The organism is Planktotalea sp. (assembly GCF_018607965.1).
Lineage (GTDB): Bacteria > Pseudomonadota > Alphaproteobacteria > Rhodobacterales > Rhodobacteraceae > Planktotalea.
In genome coordinates, this window is sequence record NZ_JABBAM010000161.1 from 1 (window position 1) to 18,520 (window position 18,520).

17 protein-coding genes are annotated in these 18,520 nt (G+C 51.3%); 11 read left to right on the forward strand and 6 right to left on the reverse strand.

Features of this window, described 5'->3' with window-relative positions; genetic code table 11:
* Positions 1-247 precede the first annotated feature (247 nt).
* The gene (locus QZ279_RS14205) at positions 248-1,180 is read left to right on the forward strand and encodes a glutathione S-transferase family protein (protein WP_293452015.1); all 933 of its coding nucleotides are present in this window, start codon (positions 248-250) and stop codon (positions 1,178-1,180) included.
* Positions 1,181-1,210: 30 nt separating this feature from the next.
* Here the strand turns inward: QZ279_RS14205 and QZ279_RS14210 are convergent, their stop codons facing one another.
* Positions 1,211-2,506 (reverse strand): malonyl-CoA decarboxylase family protein, encoded by a 1,296-nt coding sequence (locus tag QZ279_RS14210; protein WP_293452017.1) that lies wholly within the window; start codon positions 2,504-2,506, stop codon positions 1,211-1,213.
* Between the two features lie 18 nt (positions 2,507-2,524).
* On the reverse strand, positions 2,525-2,911 hold the full coding sequence (locus tag QZ279_RS14215) for a YciI family protein (RefSeq protein WP_293452019.1): 387 nt from the start codon (positions 2,909-2,911) through the stop codon (positions 2,525-2,527).
* 125 nt (positions 2,912-3,036) lie between these two features.
* On the opposite strand from QZ279_RS14215, the gene QZ279_RS14220 reads away from it, so the two are divergent.
* From QZ279_RS14220 to QZ279_RS14255, 8 genes are read left to right on the forward strand one after another with little or no spacing between them, the layout of a single operon-like run.
* Entirely contained in the window at positions 3,037-3,696 is a 660-nt protein-coding gene (locus QZ279_RS14220; protein ID WP_293452021.1) for a malonic semialdehyde reductase, read from the forward strand.
* A 24-nt stretch (positions 3,697-3,720) separates the two neighbouring features.
* Positions 3,721-4,173 (forward strand): OsmC family protein, encoded by a 453-nt coding sequence (locus QZ279_RS14225; RefSeq protein ID WP_293452047.1) that lies wholly within the window; start codon positions 3,721-3,723, stop codon positions 4,171-4,173.
* A 25-nt stretch (positions 4,174-4,198) separates the two neighbouring features.
* On the forward strand, positions 4,199-5,287 hold the full coding sequence (locus QZ279_RS14230) for a C4-dicarboxylate TRAP transporter substrate-binding protein (RefSeq protein ID WP_293452023.1): 1,089 nt from the start codon (positions 4,199-4,201) through the stop codon (positions 5,285-5,287).
* A 26-nt stretch (positions 5,288-5,313) separates the two neighbouring features.
* Positions 5,314-5,925 (forward strand): TRAP transporter small permease, encoded by a 612-nt coding sequence (locus tag QZ279_RS14235; protein WP_293452025.1) that lies wholly within the window; start codon positions 5,314-5,316, stop codon positions 5,923-5,925.
* A gap of 9 nt (positions 5,926-5,934) precedes the next feature.
* Positions 5,935-7,242 carry a TRAP transporter large permease gene (locus QZ279_RS14240; RefSeq protein WP_293452027.1) on the forward strand — a complete coding sequence of 436 codons (1,308 nt, stop codon included), beginning with the start codon at positions 5,935-5,937 and terminating at the stop codon, positions 7,240-7,242.
* A 19-nt stretch (positions 7,243-7,261) separates the two neighbouring features.
* On the forward strand, positions 7,262-8,134 hold the full coding sequence (locus QZ279_RS14245; RefSeq protein ID WP_293452029.1) for a dioxygenase: 873 nt from the start codon (positions 7,262-7,264) through the stop codon (positions 8,132-8,134).
* A gap of 42 nt (positions 8,135-8,176) precedes the next feature.
* The gene (locus QZ279_RS14250; protein ID WP_293452031.1) at positions 8,177-9,388 is read left to right on the forward strand and encodes a 2-isopropylmalate synthase; all 1,212 of its coding nucleotides are present in this window, start codon (positions 8,177-8,179) and stop codon (positions 9,386-9,388) included.
* A 9-nt stretch (positions 9,389-9,397) separates the two neighbouring features.
* Complete coding sequence (locus tag QZ279_RS14255; protein ID WP_293452033.1) at positions 9,398-10,066, forward strand: GntR family transcriptional regulator; 669 nt, start codon at positions 9,398-9,400, stop codon at positions 10,064-10,066.
* Positions 10,067-10,092: 26 nt separating this feature from the next.
* Here the strand turns inward: QZ279_RS14255 and QZ279_RS14260 are convergent, their stop codons facing one another.
* From QZ279_RS14260 to QZ279_RS14270, 3 genes are all read right to left on the reverse strand, one after another.
* The gene (locus QZ279_RS14260; RefSeq protein WP_293452035.1) at positions 10,093-11,634 is read right to left on the reverse strand and encodes a bifunctional 3-(3-hydroxy-phenyl)propionate/3-hydroxycinnamic acid hydroxylase; all 1,542 of its coding nucleotides are present in this window, start codon (positions 11,632-11,634) and stop codon (positions 10,093-10,095) included.
* A gap of 2 nt (positions 11,635-11,636) precedes the next feature.
* Positions 11,637-13,982, reverse strand: coding sequence for a TRAP transporter fused permease subunit (locus tag QZ279_RS14265; RefSeq protein WP_293452037.1), 2,346 nt, complete (start codon positions 13,980-13,982; stop codon positions 11,637-11,639).
* Positions 13,983-14,050: 68 nt separating this feature from the next.
* Positions 14,051-15,094: a TAXI family TRAP transporter solute-binding subunit gene (locus QZ279_RS14270; protein WP_293452039.1), complete on the reverse strand. Its 1,044-nt coding sequence runs from the start codon at positions 15,092-15,094 to the stop codon at positions 14,051-14,053.
* Positions 15,095-15,225: 131 nt separating this feature from the next.
* Between QZ279_RS14270 and QZ279_RS14275 the strand changes: the two genes are divergently transcribed.
* Entirely contained in the window at positions 15,226-15,903 is a 678-nt protein-coding gene (locus tag QZ279_RS14275) for a glutathione S-transferase family protein (protein ID WP_293452041.1), read from the forward strand.
* Between the two features lie 19 nt (positions 15,904-15,922).
* On the forward strand, positions 15,923-17,533 hold the full coding sequence (locus QZ279_RS14280; protein WP_293452043.1) for an alkaline phosphatase family protein: 1,611 nt from the start codon (positions 15,923-15,925) through the stop codon (positions 17,531-17,533).
* Positions 17,534-18,144: 611 nt separating this feature from the next.
* On the opposite strand, the gene QZ279_RS14285 is transcribed toward QZ279_RS14280, so the two are convergent.
* Positions 18,145-18,520, reverse strand: a 376-nt coding sequence (locus tag QZ279_RS14285) for a transposase (RefSeq protein WP_293452045.1), incomplete at its 5' end; no start/stop codon positions are given.

The following is an 18,520-nucleotide window of genomic DNA, read 5'->3' on the forward strand; positions in this document are numbered from 1 at the left end:
AGAGCCCAATGTGTGAATCCGTATTTTGTGCTGCGTGAGCGAGAAAATCCGTGCCGCCGCGCAGCGGGAGAACCGGCCATTCACGCAGATCGCCGCGAGAAGATCAAATACACGTCTGTGGATGCCCCCATTAATGCAAGTTGTTTTTTGAGTCGATCACCTTGAGACTTTCATCATAAATCAAAGCAATGTCATATACATTCAACTTAGCATTCAAGCTGCCGAAAAATGTAGAAAGAAGCACCAGATGACAGAGATCGTTTTTCATAATTACCCCCAATCTCCGGTAGCAGAAAAAGTACGTGTGGCTTTTGGCATCAACAACCTGTCTTGGCGTGATGTGGAGATCCCGCGCCTGCCACCAAAGCCGTTGCTCACGGCGTTGACAGGTGGTTACAGACGCACACCTGTCATGCAAATCGGAGCTGACATCTATTGTGACAGCCAGTGCATTCTACATGAATTGGACCGCCGTTACCCGACGCCCACGTTCATGCCGACCGACGAACGTGGTTTGATGTGGTGTCTCAGCCGCTACACCGATGGGGAAATGTTCACATTGACTGTGAAACTTATTCTTGGATCGGCTGGCGATAGCCTTCCCGAGGATTTCGCAGAAGATCGAGGACGTTTGTATCTTGGTGAGGATTGGGTGGAAGGTCTCAAGAACGCGAACGCGCGATTGCCTCACCTAGTCGCACAACTTCGAGCGCCTTTGACTTGGGTCAATACGCATTTGAAAGACGGGCGATCCTTCCTGCTAGGTTCCAATCCCGCAGCAATTGACGCACAAATTTATTACGCAGTTTGGTTCATTCGCGGACGCTGGAGTGGTGGCCCCGCGATGTTGTCAGAATTCTCAGACTTGTTGCGTTGGGAAGAAAACGTGAAAGCGCTCGGACATGGGACGTCGCTCGCGATGAGCGGCGAAGAGGCAATCGCGCTCGCGAAAGCGAACATGCCTTCGTCAGAAGTTGGCGTTGCACCAAATGAACCGCAAGGCTTGAGCGTTGGAATGACAGTAAGTGTCAGTCCAGATCTTGATGGTGGTGAGCAACCTGTTGAAGGCAAAGTACGTTTTGCAAATGCGTATACAATCGCGATCGAGCGGAGCTCTGAAGAAACTGGTGACGTCTGCGTCCATTTCCCGCGCGCTGGGTATTGCGTCACGCCAAGGTAGCAAACACGGCGGACACCTTTTCCGCTCGGGTCAGGCGTTCTCGCTCGATTTCGGGCTTAACGCCGACTTGATCAGTGCCATGATTGTTTTTGACGCTGCGATCTTGCCGCGCAGAGCGAATTCTTCGTGATTGCTTTCAATTTGTTTCAGTTCGTAGAGATAATTCACCATTGCTCCGCTTGATTGGGCGCGACCATTGCGCGAACTATCTGCGCCCGCGTGTACATTGAAGATTTCCGCGCCGTTGCCGAGGTGAAAACGTGCGACGGGATCTAGTGGAGCACCGCCGTCGCGCTTTGCCTCCAGCAAATATCGTGCTGTCATAATACGAACGTCTGAGTCCGTCGCAGTTCCCTCAAGGATTGCGATCGCGATGTGGCCAACCTCTGTGTCTTCCTGCAATGTCGTGAGCCAAGCATTCATCCGCGGGATTGGCGAGAGAGTGACCAAATGGGACAGATGTGGCATTTCCAGCAAGAGCTGTTTTGCGACTTGCTTGATCAGCAAGTTGCCGAAACTAATGCCAGCCAAGCCTTTTTGACAATTTGAAATCGAATAAAATACTGCTGAACGGGCCTGATCAGGCGTTATCGGAACGCGCTCCTCTGACAGGACTTTATCCACGGAGTCAGGTATGTGATCACTCAGAGCCACCTCGACAAAGATCAAAGGCTCGTCTGGCATCGAAGGGTGAAAGAAAGCAAAGCAACGTCGATCAGGTGGGGTCAAACGACGACGTAAATCATCTAAATCGTCAATCTCATGCACCGCTTCATAGGCCACAATTTTATCCAACAAAGAGGCAGGTGCCGCCCAATCAATTTGTTTTAGAACAAGGAACCCATGATTGAACCAGCTGCGCAGCAAACGGGAAAAATCTAGATCTGTGCGCCTCAGGTCAGGGTCGGACTTGGTAAGCCGCAGTAAATCAACACGCATAGCAACTAAATCAGCGGTCGCACCGCTGGGTTGGTTCAGGCGACGCAAAAATTTAAGACGTTTGGTTACGGAGGCATTATATACGGTTTCATAGTCTTCCAAGGTCCCACTTTGCGCATATTGGCGCGCACTTTCTGCCAAATGCTCAGGATCAATGTCCAAAGCGTCATTGATAAATTGAAAGAAACTGAGCTTTGCAGCATCGTCAAAGACACGGTAGCGCGCGAGGATAATCTCCGCAATTTTTATCCCCGAAACTTCGCCCTCCTGTGCAATCAATGCATAGCAAAGCGTGAAGATATCACGCGCATCGTCGTCGGTTCTCGTTCCACGGTTTCGATCAAACAGTGTTGTCAAAATCTCGGGAAGAAATTTGTTGCGCTGCATTGGAGTGTTTAATCCTTCTTATTCTACCGAAACAGATTGCGACGACAGCGAGACCGTAAAACTGAGCGAACCTTCATTTACCAGCCACTTGCGAATGTCGTAGCTGCGTGCACCTGTGGAATGCATCGGATCGCCGTCTGCCAACGCACGAGCTGCATCCAGATCAGCGGCGCGGTAAATGATCATCCCCTCGGCTTCCATCATTTCGCCGGATGCATCGGAAACCGGCCCAGCCATCACAAGACCGCCTGCGGCTTCGACCTGTTTTTGATAGTCCAAATGCGCAGGAAGCGTTGACTTCACTAATGCCATGTCGCCCGTCGGCTTGGTACGTACAACAAAAAGTTCCATCGCAAGCGCCCCGCGAGACTTTGCTTCTGCTTTGTATTCATTCCATGATGGCATTAGTTTTCTCCCTCTAGCATCACCTTAAAATATGATATTTTTGAATGTAATTGTCAAAAGTCGATTTTATTGGACGGATCTGAAAAAAATCACTTATTGTAACTTCAAATGATTCTGAGGGTGACATGAGCGAGACAAGTGCATTGGACAAAACAAGAAGCGACGCACAAGATGACGTTATTGCAGTTCGACAGAAGTTAACGGCGCTTAGTGCAGACCAGATCGATCTTATTCTGACCGGCGCTAGGTCGCACTATGCGTGGCAAGATCGCCCTGTTTCTGATGAGCAGCTCACAGAAATTTTCGATATTTCGAAGATGGGCCCAACGAGCATGAACACATGCCCTGTTCGGATCGTTTTTGTGAGATCGGATGAAGGCAAGGACAAGCTAGCGAAGTCATTGAAGCCTGCGAATGTGCCGAAAGTAATGTCGGCTCCGGTCACAGCGATCATCGCCTATGACACTGGTTTCTGGACCGAACTACCAAAGTTGTTTCCTCACGAAGATCGTCGTCATTTCTTTGAAGGCAAAACACAACACATTGAAGACACAGCTTTTCGTAACTCAACCTTGCAAGGTGCGTATTTCATGATTGCGGCACGCGCGATAGGTTTAGATGTTGGTGCCATCTCCGGCTTTGACAATGCTGTTGTCGACCAAGAATTTTTTGACGGCACAACTGTGAAATCGAATTTCCTCTGTAACCTCGGCTACGCTGATGAAACTGCGCTGTTTCAAAGGCTTCCACGGTTCGAATTCGATGACGTTTGCAAGATAGTTTGACCTAAAAGGGGCCGCTAAGTGGCAATGAAAATGAAAACCTCGGTGACTTTGAAGGTCGATGCAGACTGTCCCTCACACTCTTTGGCAGAAGTCGCAACGCGTGATTTGGTTCAGTTTATCGATGAACCAACAGAGCGCGGAGGAACCAACAAGGGATTTACCCCGACCGATACGGCCCTGAGCGCGCTTGTGGGCTGCACCAACGTTATAGGACACAAATGCGCTGCTAAGTTGGGGATCGATATTGGTCATCTGCAAATTTCCGCGAAGTGCCGTTTCAATCGCTTAGGTGTCACTTTGGCGGAAGAAATAGATATTCCCTTTGAGGCAATCGACCTAACAATTGTCTCCAACGGAGCCGCAACGCTTGGAGAGTTACAGCAAGTCGCTGTTGAAGTTGCAAAATTTTGCCCCCTTGCGAAACTCTTTCGCAGCGCTGGGACCGTCATCAACGAAGACTGGCACAAAGCCGGATAACTGAACCATTCTGGGAGGAATAAACATGAAATTCACAAGACGTATCGCGCTTGCCACGAGCATGGCACTTGGACTGACCACTGCGTTAAGCGGGGCCGCTTCGGCGCAAGAGATGATCGACATGACAGCCATCGACGGCTATCCTGATCGCTCGATGTGGGTCAAAGAATTCTCAGGCTTTTTCATTCCTCGTGTAAACGAAGAGTTGGAAAAATCCGGCAACTACAAGATCAACTGGCAAGAAGCCTACGGTGGCCAGATCGTAAAGCCACGTGGCGTTCTCGAAGGGATCAAACTTGGTCTTGGTGACATTGGTATTGTCACGACAATTTTCCATAGCTCTGCTTTGCCATCACAAGGCATCTCGGCGGTCACACCGTTTATCGCAGCCGATGCACGCGTCGTCGCCAAAGCGGTTGACGAAATCGCCAAAGAATTCCCTCAGATGAATGCGGAATTGGCAGCTGAGAACCAAGTTTACTTGGCAACAGGTGTTGTTCTGGACACTTATCAAATGTTCTCCAAAACGCCGATCAACTCCCTTGCAGATCTGGAAGGTCAAAAGGTTGCAGGCGCAGGCTACAACTTGCGGTATCTTGAAGGGATCAAAGGTGCAGCGGGTGTTCGTGGTGGTTTGCCAAACTTCTACAACATGATCCAAACAGGTGTTGTTGACGCTGCGATGCTCTGGCCAGAAGCCGCGAAAACTTTCAAAATCGCTGAAGTAGCACCTTATATGCTCAAAGCTGATCTTGGCGCTGTGAACTCTAAAACTGTAACTGTGAATGCTGACTATTGGGCAGGACTTCCTGACGAAGTCAAAGGCGTGTTGCAAACGGTCGCTGTTGAGTACCGTGATCATGTCGCTTCTATCGCGATGGACCGCGCGGACGCATCTTTGAAAGCCTATGTTGATGGCGGTGGCACCGTTGTTGAGATGACTGCAGACGAGCGCCAAGCTTGGGCAGACAGCATGCCAAATATCGCTGTTGATTGGGCGAAGAAGCTCGACAGTACGGGCGCGCCAGGCTCAGCGATGCTGGTGGCTTATATGGACAAGCTAAAAGCAGCTGGGTTTTCGCCTTTGCGTGATTGGGCAGCAGAGCTCAACTAATCAGAGCATTGAGAGGTCTTAGGATCATGATCGTCACGGGTTTACAAAAAATTCAAAATTTAGTCGTGGCGATTGCTATTGCGGCCAATGTGAGCGGTGCATTCGTGCTGCTCGCATTAGTTGCTGTCATGAATGTCGATGTGATTTCGCGCAACCTGTTCAATGCTCCGTTCAGAGGCGTTGTAGAAGTTGTCATCTTCTCGCTCGCTTTGATCGTTTTTCTGCAACTTCCCGATGTTGTTCGCACTGGACGGCTAACGCGTTCTGACGGCTTTTTGGGTGTTTTACGGCATCATATGCCAAAAGCCGGCGGGGCACTTGGCCGGATCCTGAACGGCATTTCTTTCATCTTCATGTGCATGATTGTTTGGACGGTTTGGCCAGAATTCACTGAAAGCTTTGAAAGCTGTCATTTCTTCACACAACCCGAATTTGGACCTGCACCGACAGGGCAGATTTGGACTGACTTTATGACTGGGCTGCAACGATGTGACTACTTTGGCACGCCCGGTATCCTCCAAGCGCCTTGGTGGCCTGTGCGTCTCGCGATTGCTTTTGGATGTGCGCTTGCTGCGGTAATCTTCCTTTTCAAAACTCTCTTGGGCGAAGATACATTCGCGCCAAACAAGGCTGGGTGATTTACGACTATGGGTCCTGTTGAAATTGGAATGTTGTCCGTCTTTGCGATTGTTATTTTGGTCTATCTTGGGCTCTATATTCCAATCGCGCTCGGACTGGTCTCCTTTGTCTCCGTTTGGATAATGTCCGGCAAATCCATTCTAGCGTTCAACTTCTTGAAAGTTGCCGTTGGGGATGGCGTTACAGAATACAACTTTGCGACAATTCCGTTATTTACCCTTATGGGGCTACTTGTCTCCAAAGCCGGACTCGGGCGCGATATTTATGATGTGATGAATTCCGCATTCCGAAAAGTCCTTGCGGGTATCGGCATGGCGACTGTTGGCGCAAATGCTGTGTTTGCCGCGATCACAGGGTCTTCTATCGCTTCTGCCAGCGTTTTCACAAAAATCTCTGTTCCGGAAATGTTGCGCTACAACTACAACAAGCGCTTCGCCGTCGGCGTTGTTGCGGGGTCATCAGTCTTGGGCATGATCATTCCGCCGTCTGCAATGCTGATCATCTATTCATTTGTGTCAGAACAATCTGTTGGGGACATGTTTTTAGCTGGGATCATTCCCGGCCTGATCCTGACAGCCGCATATATCGTAGCGATTTACGCAATGGCGCGTCTGTGGCCGTCCTACATTGGCAAAGATATCCGTGCGGACGATATGCCCGCGCTCGACAGGTCCGAGATGTTCAACAAAGCTTGGCCTGTTATCGCGCTGATCGTGTTGGTGCTGGGTGGGATTTATACGGGTTGGCTAACCCCTGTCGAAGCCGGTGCCGCTGGCGCGTCGCTCGCTTTGATTATTGCGCTCTTGCGTCGCTCTATTTCTTGGCAGGGTTTCTGGTCCACCTTGGTTGAGACTGGCCACATCACCGCGGCAATCCTACTACTTATCACGATGGCCTCCTTCTACAGCCGTATGCTTGGCTTTGCAGGTCTGCCCAACCATCTTGATGCGTTGTTGCAAGAATGGGATTTGTCGTTTTTCCACATAATGCTCATTTACGTGCTGATGATGCTCGTACTTGGCACGCTGTTGGATACGGCATCGATTATTCTAATCGTTGTACCCCTCTTTATCACCCTGATTGAAGGCATGGGCCTTAGTCTTGTTTGGTTTGGCATTATCACTGTTATTGGTGCTGAAATTGGTCTGCTGACGCCCCCGCTCGGAATTTCCTGCTTTGTAATCAAAAGCACTTTGAACGATCCCAATATCAGCTTGAAGGATGTCTTCTTAGGCTCCTTCCCCTTCGCAGTCATTATGCTGGCGGTTTTGATCATTCTGATCCAATACCCAATTCTATCCACCGCTTTGCTGTAGCACCAAGGAGCTTTCACACATGAAAGACGTCTCGATTGACACCATCACCCAAGCGTTTTTGGATTACTGCGGCGACGATACCGATCCGCGCACGATGTTTGTGCTGACAAAGATGGTCGAGCATTTACACGCATTCGCTAAAGAAACCCAACTTACGCACGCTGAATGGGCGCGCGGTCTCAAGTTTGTGACAGACGCTGGGATTATTTCTGACGATGAGCGCAATGAGTTTGTGTTGATCTCTGATGTAACGGGCCTATCGTCTCTGGTGGATATGATAGGCTCGCAGCACGAGGGCACATCCTCCAGCGTGCTTGGCCCCTTCCATTCCGTTGGTGCGCCAATGATCCCAGTCGGCGGTGATATCAAGAAAGACAACGATGGCACGACCGTCGTGGTTGAGGGATATGTCAAAGGCACAGACGGCTCTCCGATTGAAGGCGCTGTTATCGAGTTGTGGCAAACTGCTGAAAATGGCTTGTACTATAGCCAAGATGGCGACCAAAACGATTTCAATCTATGCTGTTCAATGACAACTGGCGCGGATGGCCGTTATGCCATGACGACGGTCAAACCTGCACCTTATAAAGTGCCGGATGACGGCCCCGTTGGAGAGTTGTTCCGTGCGACTGGACGTACCCCATGGCGTCCATCCCATTTGCACTTCATCGTGCAGGTCGAGGGTTACAAATCATTGGTCACTGAGGTTTTCGCGAATGGCGATCCATACCTCAATTCAGACGCTGTGTTTGGGGTGCGCGAAGACTTAATCATGGATTACGTCGAGAGCACCGACATGGATGCGCTACCCGATGACCTCGAAGCGAAAGCAGCAGTCACATCACCCTATTTCAAAGTCGATTTCGATTTCGTTCTCGTCTCTGACACATAAAATCTCTGAACCTTAGAATTATCCGTACTGGAAGGAAGCGACATGCGCGAAACACACTTGGAAGACGGCAAATGGTGGGTAAGCCCTTACAATTTTGAATCTTCTGTCCGTGAAGGGCTCTTGCTCCCTGAAAAGGTTGAGATCCACGACGCAACGCTGCGCGACGGCGAGCAAACACCGGGCGTTGTGTTCTCCGTCGATGACAAAATCGAGATCGCAACAAAGCTCGATGAACTGGGTGTAGATCGAATTGAAGCGGGGATGCCTGCTGTGTCCGAGATGGACCAGACGGCGATAAAAGAAATTTCCAAGCTAGGCCTGAAGTCCAAAATTTTCACATTCGCACGTGCGATGAAGAAAGACATAGATTTGGCCTTGGAATGCGGCGCAGACGGCGTCGTAATCGAAGTTCCAATTGGCTATCCTAAGCTCGTCACCCAATTCGGTTGGACATGGAAAGATGTTGCCGAAAAGACGGCTCCCATTATCAACTATGCCCGAGAGAATGGTCTTCACGCCCTGTTCTTTCCCTACGACACGACGCGCGCACGCAAAGATGACCTGACCAATCTCTGTAACTACATCATGGACAATGCGCCGCCTGATTCAATCGGGATCGTTGATACGATGGGCTGCGCCACGCCAGAAGCGATCAAGCACATGGTGCGTTGGGTCAATGATATGACTGGCTTGCCGATTGAAATCCACACTCACAACGATTTTGGTATGGGCGTTGCCACCGAACTAGCCGCTGTCACCGCTGGCGCGGTCTGCGTGCACAGCTGTGCTAACGGTCTGGGGGAGCGCACAGGAAACGCAGCTTTGGAAGAGTTGATGATGGGCCTGCATCTGCTTTATGGCTATGACACGCAGTATAAACTCGACAAAATTCCCGAGCTTGCGCAGATGATCGCGGAGAAATCCAACATCCCTATCGCGCGCAACAAACCTGTATTGGGTCACGGCAATTTCATCCGCGAGTCCGGCATTGGTATCAACTATGTGATGAACGACCCGCTTGTCATGTTCGCAACTCACCCGTCCCTGACAGGTAAAGTTGGTGAAGTTGTTCTTGGGAAAAAGTCTGGCAAGGCATCCATCATCTACAAAATGGGTGAACTGGGCATGGGCGAGCTCGAAGACGACAAGATTGCTGCCATTCTAAACGAAGTGAAGGCCGCAGGCATCGCGAAGCGTGACGTTCTGAGCAATGAAGAGTTCGCAAACATTGTCGCCGCAGTGAAGGCAGGTTAGGCACCCTTCATGAACAAACACCTTGGGCCAGATAAGAACGCGTCAGACAACTCTGTGACGCAGCTTGTGTATGACAAGCTGCGCGAGCTGATCCTAACAGGTGAGCTTGCCCCTGGTGAAAAACTTAAAATCAATGTGCTGCGCGAGAAACTAAGTGTTGGTGCGTCGCCCGTGCGCGAAGCACTCAGCCTTTTGACCTCTGATCAACTGGTCGTAAGGCTCGATCAACGCGGATTCAGAGCCGCCGAAACAAGTCGCGAGAATTTCCAAGAAATTCTAACCCTGCGTTGCGAGCTGGAAAGCATGGCTCTGCGTCAAAGTCTGAACAATATGTCAGAAGACTGGGCTGAACAGTTGCTCTTAAAGCATCATCGCATGACCCGTGCGAGTTTGGGACCTCACAATATCTTTGAAGAATTACATAAGACTTTTCATATGGGTCTAATTGATAATTGCCGCTCACCTCTACTCATGGGGTTTTGCAGCCAGCTTTACGATTTGAACATCAGATATCGTTACATCGCTGCCCGCACGTCCGGCTATGAGGGTCGCAAGATTGGCGATGAACACCAGCAGATACTAAATGCCGTTCTCGCCAATGACTTTGAGACTGCAAACCAGCTTTTAGTATCGCACTATCAAACAACTGGCGCATACGTGGCAAAACACATCCACTGACGGGGTCGGTGAAGATCTCAAAGTAGCTATCTAGGCTCAAGACCCATTCGCTCGAGAATAGTATCAAAACAAGTCGCAAGACTCTCTGGTGTGCTGGCTGTAGCCGCCACATAAAAATCAGGACGTATGATTGCGTATTGCGCTCCAATCGGAGCGAACCAATCGTCGTAGCTGGTATCCAGGGCTCTTACATCGCAGCCTTCAGATCCGAGGGAGAGCAAGCGCCCGCCGAGTTTTGCAAAGGCCTCCATTTGGGCGTCATTCAGCAAGCCCTCTGTTGGTCGCTCAAAGGTCAAGATCACCCAACCTTGCTCAACGGCCTGGTCGAAGTGGCCAGTATTGCCATTAAACTCAACCATGCCTTGCGGTGAAAGCTCACCCGCGGTTGGCGTGTCTTCGCACCAAATGCCATAACCTAGCTTCACCAAATCGCCAGTGATCGGTTCATTATTGCGCGCTGCGAGGTCGGCCATCATTCGCGCGTCGCGTTCAAGCGCTTTGTCAGGGTCCGCGATGCAAATGATATCACCGAGATCACGGCTAAACTGAATGTAGTGTTTGGCGTGCGCGATGCGCTCGGATTCGTAGCTTTGCAGAATGCTTGCGCTTAATGTCCCATCCAAAATCGCCAAAAGCCGCCAACTTAGCGCGACTGCATCACGCAAACCTGCGCACATTCCTTCGCCCGCAAAGGGCGGCATAAGGTGGGCTGCGTCTCCGGCGATCATGCAACGACCTTTAAGCCATTGCTCTGTATAGCGGGCCTGAAACCTGTAAACAGCGCTGCGCTCAAGCTCTGAGTTGTCTGGGGTAAGACCCCATGGTTCAAGCAATCGCCAGGCGCATTCGGCTTTGGCAATCTCATTCTTATCTTCCGAAGGCAGCACCATGAACTCCCACCGCCGTCTTCCAGGGCCGCCTGGGACAATCGTTGTGGGGCGTCTAGGGTCGCAAAGCTGCCACTGCGCTGGCGAAACTTTGTAGTCAGCAGAAGGGATCATATCAAGGATCAACCAGTCAAAGAAGTAGCCTTCATCAATGACATTCAATTCCAGCGCATCGCGCACGAAGCTGTTAGCCCCATCCGCACCGACAATGAATTGCGCATTCAGGGTTTGGGACGATGTGTCCTTCTCAATCACCAATTCTGCTCCTTGAGCGTCTTGGCTTAAGTTTACCGCTGTCCAACCTCGCAATAGGGTGACGGAAGCAAACGTGTTGGCGATATCCATCAGGCGCGCTTCAAATTCTGGTTGGTTGAACCAATAGGTGACATGCCAACCGCAAGGCGCGAGACTTTTCCAATCGACGATTTGCAGGTCTTTGAGCTCAGCGTTCTTCCAGTAATAGAGCTCTTTATGGTTCTCAAACGCTGGATCCGTGTCGCAATTAATACCAAGGGTCGCCAAAATACGCGCGACTTCGGCATCTATCGTCACCGCGCGAGGGCGATCATAAATGTCAGGCCATTTTTCAACGACTGTGACTGCCTTGCCTTCGCGCCCGAGCAAGATCGCAAGCAAAAGGCCGACAGGTCCGGCACCAACAATAACGACATCTTGGGTCATACTTACTCCGAGGTAAGGTGAGCGACGCGCTGGCGCGCGTGTACAACGAGAACAACAAAAGAAACGGCCGTTGCTGTGATCCAAATCACTTCTGGCTTTATCATCAGGAGAACCGCCAAGATCAATCGCAAGCAGATTTCCCAAATCGCCAATCGCGTTTTGTCAAAGGCAGCCAGCGCACTTGAGAGCAGGTAAAGCGCGAGAACCAAACGCGTTATCAAAAGTGCAAAAGCACCAAATTCGAATTGCCCGTCATAGCCGGGAAGGAACGCCCCTGTGGGTGATTGAGCGTCCAAGATCGCCTCATTGATCAGAAGTAGTTCGGGATGGAACGCGAAAACGAAGGGTACGATGAAAATGACGATGCCGGATTTTACTGCTGAAAGGCCCGTCGCCATGGGTTCTGCTTTGGTAATCGACGCTGCTGCGAAGGCCGCTAAGGCGACGGGTGGTGTTATAGCACTGGCGACCGCGAAGTAGAAAATGAACATATGCGCCGTGAACAGCGACAAGCCGAGACCGGCCAGCACAGGGCTCATCAATAGGGCTGCATTGATGTAGGCTGGAACTGCTGGCATCCCCATACCGAGTAAAACCGCCAAAAACATCGTTAATAGCAAGGCTACAAACTGGGGAAACGCCGAGCCTGTCCCACCTAGGTTCAGAGTGTTAAGCCAAGACAGCACATCAAGCGACAAGAAGACCGGCAATCCGGTGAAAGATAGGCAGAAGTCGATGATGGAGACGGCCAAAAACATCAAATAAAGCGTGGCTATGAGTGTGCCTGCATCTGAAAGCGCGCCAATGATTTTGCGCGGACGTGCGCGAATGTCTGGATCAAGAAACAAGAGCGCAATCAAAAGCATCACAGCCCACCAGCCAGCGGCCCCAGCGGAGCCCGAGGCATTTTGCACCACTTGTAGAAACCAGCTCAGGTTTTGAATAACGCAGTCCCCGTCAACGAACAGGCGATCTGCCCCTAAGAGACCGCCAAACAACCCGCAGCCAACAGCGTCTTTCTGGATCAACAGCAGTGTCATGATCACAGCAATCGGCCCGAAGATCATCATGAGGTTCAAGTAGTCCTGACGCTTTAAGATCATGTCTTCGGTCATCTTGCCAATGGCGGTGATGTTTTGCTTGCGCGATTGAAACACGGCCGAAAGGAACAAGCAGAAAAAATACGCCATTGCTGGAATAATGGCGGCAATGATCACGCTGGAATATGGAACGGACGTGAGCGAAGCCAATACGAAAGCGGCAACACCCATCACAGGGGGCATTATCGATCCACCAGATGAGGCAGCGGCTTCGACCCCGCCTGCAAACACTTTGGAAAATCCGCGTTTGATCATCATCGGAATAGTTAGAACGCCCGTCGAGAGCACGTTTACGATTGGACCTCCAGAGATGGTGCCAAAAATGGCCGAAGACACGATGGCCGCATGCGCTGGTCCACCACGTAAGTGGCGTGTCCAGCGGAATGCCAATTTGATCAAAGAGCGACCGCCAGCTGAATTGCCAAAAAGCGAGCCGAGGACAAGATAGGGAAATATCGTATTTAGGACGATATCCATAAAGCGACCCAACAGGCCGGACGAATTATTGACAAGAATATCATGAACCCGTGGCCGCCCATCGGACAACATGCGCGGCTCGCCCGCGAGTTTGGTCACAAAGTATTTGTTGATGTCCTCGGCGCCGTAGAAGTACCAAACCAGCACAGTAAGGATGGTGTAGCTCGCAAAAATGATTGCCACGATCACCAGAGGTAGGCCCCATACTTTGACGTTGTAGAACAGGAAAACCATGACTGCGACGCCTACGATCAACACCAACCAACCTCCAGTCGTGTTGACGCATTGTGGGTCCTCGACTGTGGTTGGCGCAGGCAGGCCAAGGCTCTCATTGAACTCAGTTGCTGAAGCTAAGCTCTTAGCGATCAAGCGGGCGCGGTCACCGTTCAACTGATCTATCAAGCAAACCGATTCAATTTCGACCAAGTAAGTAATCGAAATTGTCGCTGCCATGACCACAAGCGCGACATCCATCGCCAATCCTAAGCCACGACGAAAGGTAGATCGGTCTGCCCAGTCGCGCCACACTGAATGCTTGAGAACAACAACACACATCATCAGTGCAAAGAACAAAGGATAGGACCATTCAGTCGGGAACTTACGGAACCGCGTTCCATTTTCACCCCAAACAGCGGCGGCAAAATCGTCATATCCGGGGATGCCGGGCGTGGAGTTGATCAAACCGATGACCACCAATGCCAGCGACAAGATAAAAAGCAATCGCCCAGAGAAGCCTTGAGCGCTTTGCTGCTTAACGGATGCGTTTGACATATTAATTCCGACCCCAAGAAACAGGCCGCGCGAGAACGCACGCGGCCTGTACCATTTGTTTTTTGTGTTTACTTAGAGCAATCGGGCAGCGTGTAGCCTGCTTCTTCCCAAGCGGCGACCGCGCCTGGGTGGTACTTCATCGGGTTCGCGCCGCACATGTCGGTCAACTCAAGATCCGTTTCACCGTGCCACGCAACGTTCATGAAAGATGCCTTGGCGTGATAGATAGGTCCGATGTTTTCGATAAAGGCCGCGGTCAGTGCTTTCGCTGTGTCAAAATCCATAGTCACGTTGACGATGTCGCCGCCAACGGTACCAGGACCGCGGAAAGTGTCATCCTCGGAAACGACAGTGACGCCGTCGCCATAGCCCATTTCCGCTACAGGCATACTGAACGCAACCGTACCCGGAAGCTTGGCAACTTTCTGGAAAGCTTCGCTTTCATGTACGTCTTTAGGCATCGAGAAAACAGTCATGTCCCCAGACGCCAAAGCCGCCGTTACGCGTGGATCAGGAAACGCCTGAGGCAAAACAAACGCGTCGGCTGAGCCATCTTGAATGGTCTTGACCGCTTGTCCCCAATTGACCTGTACGCCAGTATAACCCGTGCCTTCGTCTAAGCCGGTAACTGTCTTCACCAAAAGCCGTGCATTGGTAAGTGCTGCTCCGCGCGGTGGTCCATTGAAGATTGTTTTACCTTCCAGTCCATCCCAGCCCGCAACACCGGCACTGTCATAGGCAAAAAGCCCCTGAACGGAGATGCGGTAAGTGTATAGAACTGCCAGATTGTCAGCCAATCCAGCCCCTGCCTCTGCGCCAAGTCCCGCATAAGGGCCAACGCCGCGCGACATCAAGAATGGAAGGATGAAAGGTGCGGCTGCAATGTCAGTCTTGCCTTCGGCAACATTCTGGACCGAATTCGTTAGCGTTTGACCAGAAGTAACTTGAATATCGGCGATACCCGCTTTGGACGCAGCCTCAGACAGCGCAATAATCGAAATACCCGGCGTCGTATTCGGAGCGGCTGTTTCAGCGGTCAAAATACCTTGCGCCAAGGCGCTCGACCCGACACAGGATGCGGCGGCTAGGACCGCAAGTAGCTTTCGTGACATCAATTATCCTCCCAGATGATGTACCTTCTTTGACAGTGACACTGTTCCTTTTTACTAATTTAGTTGCCTTACCGTCAAAAATCGATTTTTTGTTCGTACCGATATTAATAGCCAGATCAGGATTCTATGCAATGCCCGACCTAATACTGTTTGTTGCACCCAATACATGTGCGCGTGTCGCGACGATTGCATTAGAAGAAATAGGGGTTTCGTTTGAAACGTCCTTGGTGAGAACGGCAGCAAATCAACAAAACTCTGAGGAGTTTTTGGAGCTCAACCCAAAGGGAAAGGTCCCCACGCTTTTGATCGACGGTATGCCACTTACCGAAAATGTCGCTATCCTGAGTTGGCTAGCAGCGGAGTTTCCCGAAGCACATCTCTTACCTGCAACCTACACCAATTTGGAGCAGCTAAAGCAAACCGCAGACCTCGCGTTTTTCGCGGGCACTGTTCATCCGATTGTCACGCGCATTGCCATGCCGATGAAAACGATCACTGATGCGGCGCTTTCGTTTGAAATCGTCCGCCCTCCTGCGATCAAAGACATGGATAAAACCATGGCGATGATTGAGACGCGGCTTGCGCAAGGCCCGTGGTGGTATGGTGCAGATTGGTCGATTGTTGACGGCTATCTTTACTGGGTTTGGGCAAGGATCACAGGAGTTGGCTACGATGGTTCCGCTTACCCAAATATTCAACGTCACTTTGCGCTTAACAATGAACGGCCCGCTGTGCAGCGGGCGATGGCACGCGAAGATGTGAACATCGAAACCCTCAAATCCGAGAACCTCTACATGGCACCGCGTTAGCAATTAGAAAGGCTTATCTATGAATGTTCTTTGGATTATGGCTGACCAACTGCGCTGGGACTACCTCAGTTGTTACGGGGCCAAGCATATCGAAACACCCAACATCGACCGCTTGGCCGCAAAGGGCGTGAAATTTGATCGTGCTTATGTGCAATCGCCTATCTGCGGCCCCAGCCGGATGAGCTTTTACACCGGCCGCTATGTGCGCAGTCATGGCGCGACGTGGAACGGTTTCCCGCTTCGCGTGGGCGAGCCTACTTTAGGTGACCATCTGCGCGAAGTCGGCGTGACGAGCACGCTTGTCGGCAAAACCCATATGCGCCCAGATGAGGAGGGCATGAAGCGCCTCGGGATTGATCCGGAAAGCACAATTGGCGCTTTGGTTAGTCAATGTGGTTTTGAAGAATTTGTGCGCGACGACGGTACCAACGCAGCGATTGATAAAAACCGTCACGCTGAGGATTACGAGCGCTACCTGCGCGAACATGGAATGGACGGCGAAACACCTTGGGAAGAATGGGCCAACACGTCTATCGGCCCTGATGGAGAAAAGAAATCAGGCTGGTTTTTGGAAAACGCTCCACTGCCTGCGCGTGTCCCGAAAGAGCATTCAGAAACCGCATGGCTTACGACGCGTGGGATTGAATATATCGAATCTCAAGGGGATGAGCCCTGGTTGTGTCACCTGAGCTATATCAAACCTCATTGGCCCTATATGGCACCAGCACCCTATAACGATATGTATTCCAAAGATGATTTGCCGCTCGTTAATCGGCGCGATGGTGAACATACACATCCTTTGATGCAGGCTTGGGAAAAGACACGGATCTGCGAAAGCTTCTCGCGCGAAGATGTCCGCGAATTGGTTGCCCCCGTTTACATGGGTTTGATCAAAGAGCTTGATGACAACATAGGACGGCTGCTTGATTATCTCGAAACATCTGATCGCATGAAGGATACAATGGTCGTATTCTGCTCGGATCACGGCGACAATATGGGCGATCACTGGCTGGGCGAAAAGGATTTGTTCTACGACTGCTCCGCCCGCATTCCGCTGATCGTCTATGATCCCCGTACCGAGGCCGATGGCACACGCGGCTCGAAAAACTCCAAACTGATCGAAGGAATTGACCTAGCCCCGACGTTTCATGAATTCCTGGGCGGAAAGGCGAAGCCCCATGTGATGGAAGGGCGTTCCCTGCTTCCGCTTTTGCATGAACAGGACGTTCCATGGCGCGATTACTGTGTTTCTGAATACGATTATTCCACGCGCGATGCCCGCCAAGAGGTCAATGTAGATCAAAGCGACGCGCGGCTCGTGATGGTGTTTGATGGTCGCTGGAAATATGTCCACGTCGAGTTGATGCGTCCGATGCTGTTCGATCTGGAATCCGACCCTGATGAGCTGCACGATCTTGGAGAAAGCGCCGAGCACCAAGAGCAAATATCGCGTCTACGCGAGTTGCATTTTGAGTGGGCGCGAAAGCACCACACACGCATCACACGGAGCCCACAGATTATCGAGCATATGACAGCTGATAAGGAACCACCCGGCATTTACATAGCATATTGGGACCGTGCAGACGCCGAAGCCCACGGGCTCGTATCTCCGCCGCATCTTGACAAATAGGTAACTGGATTTCCTTGGCGTCAATCGCGACCGATCGATGCAGGCCGTTCGTCTCCACTATCGTCAGCTGCAGAGTGGCTCGTCAGACCAGACGTTTCGCGCTGGCAAAATCGGGCAAGTGTCGAATTCACAATCTGCGAGGCCCAACCCGGCACTAAGTCGTTGGAATGCAATTGGCATAGAGTATCCATGCCGGTTTTTGCTAGGAGCTAGAGCGTTCGATTGGATTGAAAAAGGTGAGGGAGTTCCCATACGGTGTTTAGCCAGCCGCTAGCTAGGAATGTTAGTCGCAGCAAAAGTATGGTTTAGTTCTGACGTGTTTTGACGAATTTATTGACCGCTTCCGCGATTTGGGATCCATCACAGTGAGAAACTTGCGGCACACGCGAAGCGCATGTTGCATCAGCGAGAGCGTAAAACTCAATGTCTGCAAAGTCCGGAGGCTGTGTGGAAACCCTGCTGAATGTGGTCCCGAGGACCGTTTTTTACATTCACCGTCATCTCGGCGCAAAACCTTCAACTTGGCTGTTCTGATGGATCTTGGCGGCGGTCAGAGCGACATCAGGCACCTCCTGACGTTTCGGTGCTAAATAGAAGGCGAACGAGGCCCTTTACGCCTTCATCACAGCGATCATCGCTGGAATGCCCATGATGTTCATCACGCGGGTCATGTTGTAGGCAAGGACATGCAGCGCCATCTCCGTCGCCACCTTTTTCAGAGTTCGCATTTTGAAGTGCGTCGCCCCCATCCATGATTTTATCGTGCCATAGGGATGCTCAACAGTCATGCTGCGGACCGCCAATTGGGCTGGGTCTTTGTCCAAGCGTTCTTGGACGCGATCAAGAACATCCTCCTTGACCCACCCACTGCCCGGCAGTCGCTGCTTGCAGCGATGAGAGGGGGGCGTAGCCGCTTGGTTCAAATCACCCAAAAAGGAGCCGCACTTGCCGAGCAGATTGTTGAAGAACTGATCGCGACGAACAAAA

Excerpts from the sequence above, each read along its gene's own strand:
- QZ279_RS14270 (WP_293452039.1), bottom strand. The coding sequence starts at position 15,094 with ATGTCACGAAAGCTACTTGCGGTCCTAGCCGCCGCATCCTGTGTCGGG.
- QZ279_RS14250 (WP_293452031.1), top strand. The coding sequence starts at position 8,177 with ATGCGCGAAACACACTTGGAAGACGGCAAATGGTGGGTAAGCCCTTAC.
- QZ279_RS14230 (WP_293452023.1), top strand. The coding sequence starts at position 4,199 with ATGAAATTCACAAGACGTATCGCGCTTGCCACGAGCATGGCACTTGGA.
- QZ279_RS14210 (WP_293452017.1), bottom strand. The coding sequence starts at position 2,506 with ATGCAGCGCAACAAATTTCTTCCCGAGATTTTGACAACACTGTTTGAT.
- QZ279_RS14280 (WP_293452043.1), top strand. The coding sequence starts at position 15,923 with ATGAATGTTCTTTGGATTATGGCTGACCAACTGCGCTGGGACTACCTC.
- QZ279_RS14215 (WP_293452019.1), bottom strand. The coding sequence starts at position 2,911 with ATGCCATCATGGAATGAATACAAAGCAGAAGCAAAGTCTCGCGGGGCG.
- QZ279_RS14265 (WP_293452037.1), bottom strand. The coding sequence starts at position 13,982 with ATGTCAAACGCATCCGTTAAGCAGCAAAGCGCTCAAGGCTTCTCTGGG.
- QZ279_RS14245 (WP_293452029.1), top strand. The coding sequence starts at position 7,262 with ATGAAAGACGTCTCGATTGACACCATCACCCAAGCGTTTTTGGATTAC.
- QZ279_RS14220 (WP_293452021.1), top strand. The coding sequence starts at position 3,037 with ATGAGCGAGACAAGTGCATTGGACAAAACAAGAAGCGACGCACAAGAT.
- QZ279_RS14205 (WP_293452015.1), top strand. The coding sequence starts at position 248 with ATGACAGAGATCGTTTTTCATAATTACCCCCAATCTCCGGTAGCAGAA.
- QZ279_RS14275 (WP_293452041.1), top strand. The coding sequence starts at position 15,226 with ATGCCCGACCTAATACTGTTTGTTGCACCCAATACATGTGCGCGTGTC.
- QZ279_RS14235 (WP_293452025.1), top strand. The coding sequence starts at position 5,314 with ATGATCGTCACGGGTTTACAAAAAATTCAAAATTTAGTCGTGGCGATT.
- QZ279_RS14260 (WP_293452035.1), bottom strand. The coding sequence starts at position 11,634 with ATGACCCAAGATGTCGTTATTGTTGGTGCCGGACCTGTCGGCCTTTTG.
- QZ279_RS14225 (WP_293452047.1), top strand. The coding sequence starts at position 3,721 with ATGAAAATGAAAACCTCGGTGACTTTGAAGGTCGATGCAGACTGTCCC.
- QZ279_RS14255 (WP_293452033.1), top strand. The coding sequence starts at position 9,398 with ATGAACAAACACCTTGGGCCAGATAAGAACGCGTCAGACAACTCTGTG.
- QZ279_RS14240 (WP_293452027.1), top strand. The coding sequence starts at position 5,935 with ATGGGTCCTGTTGAAATTGGAATGTTGTCCGTCTTTGCGATTGTTATT.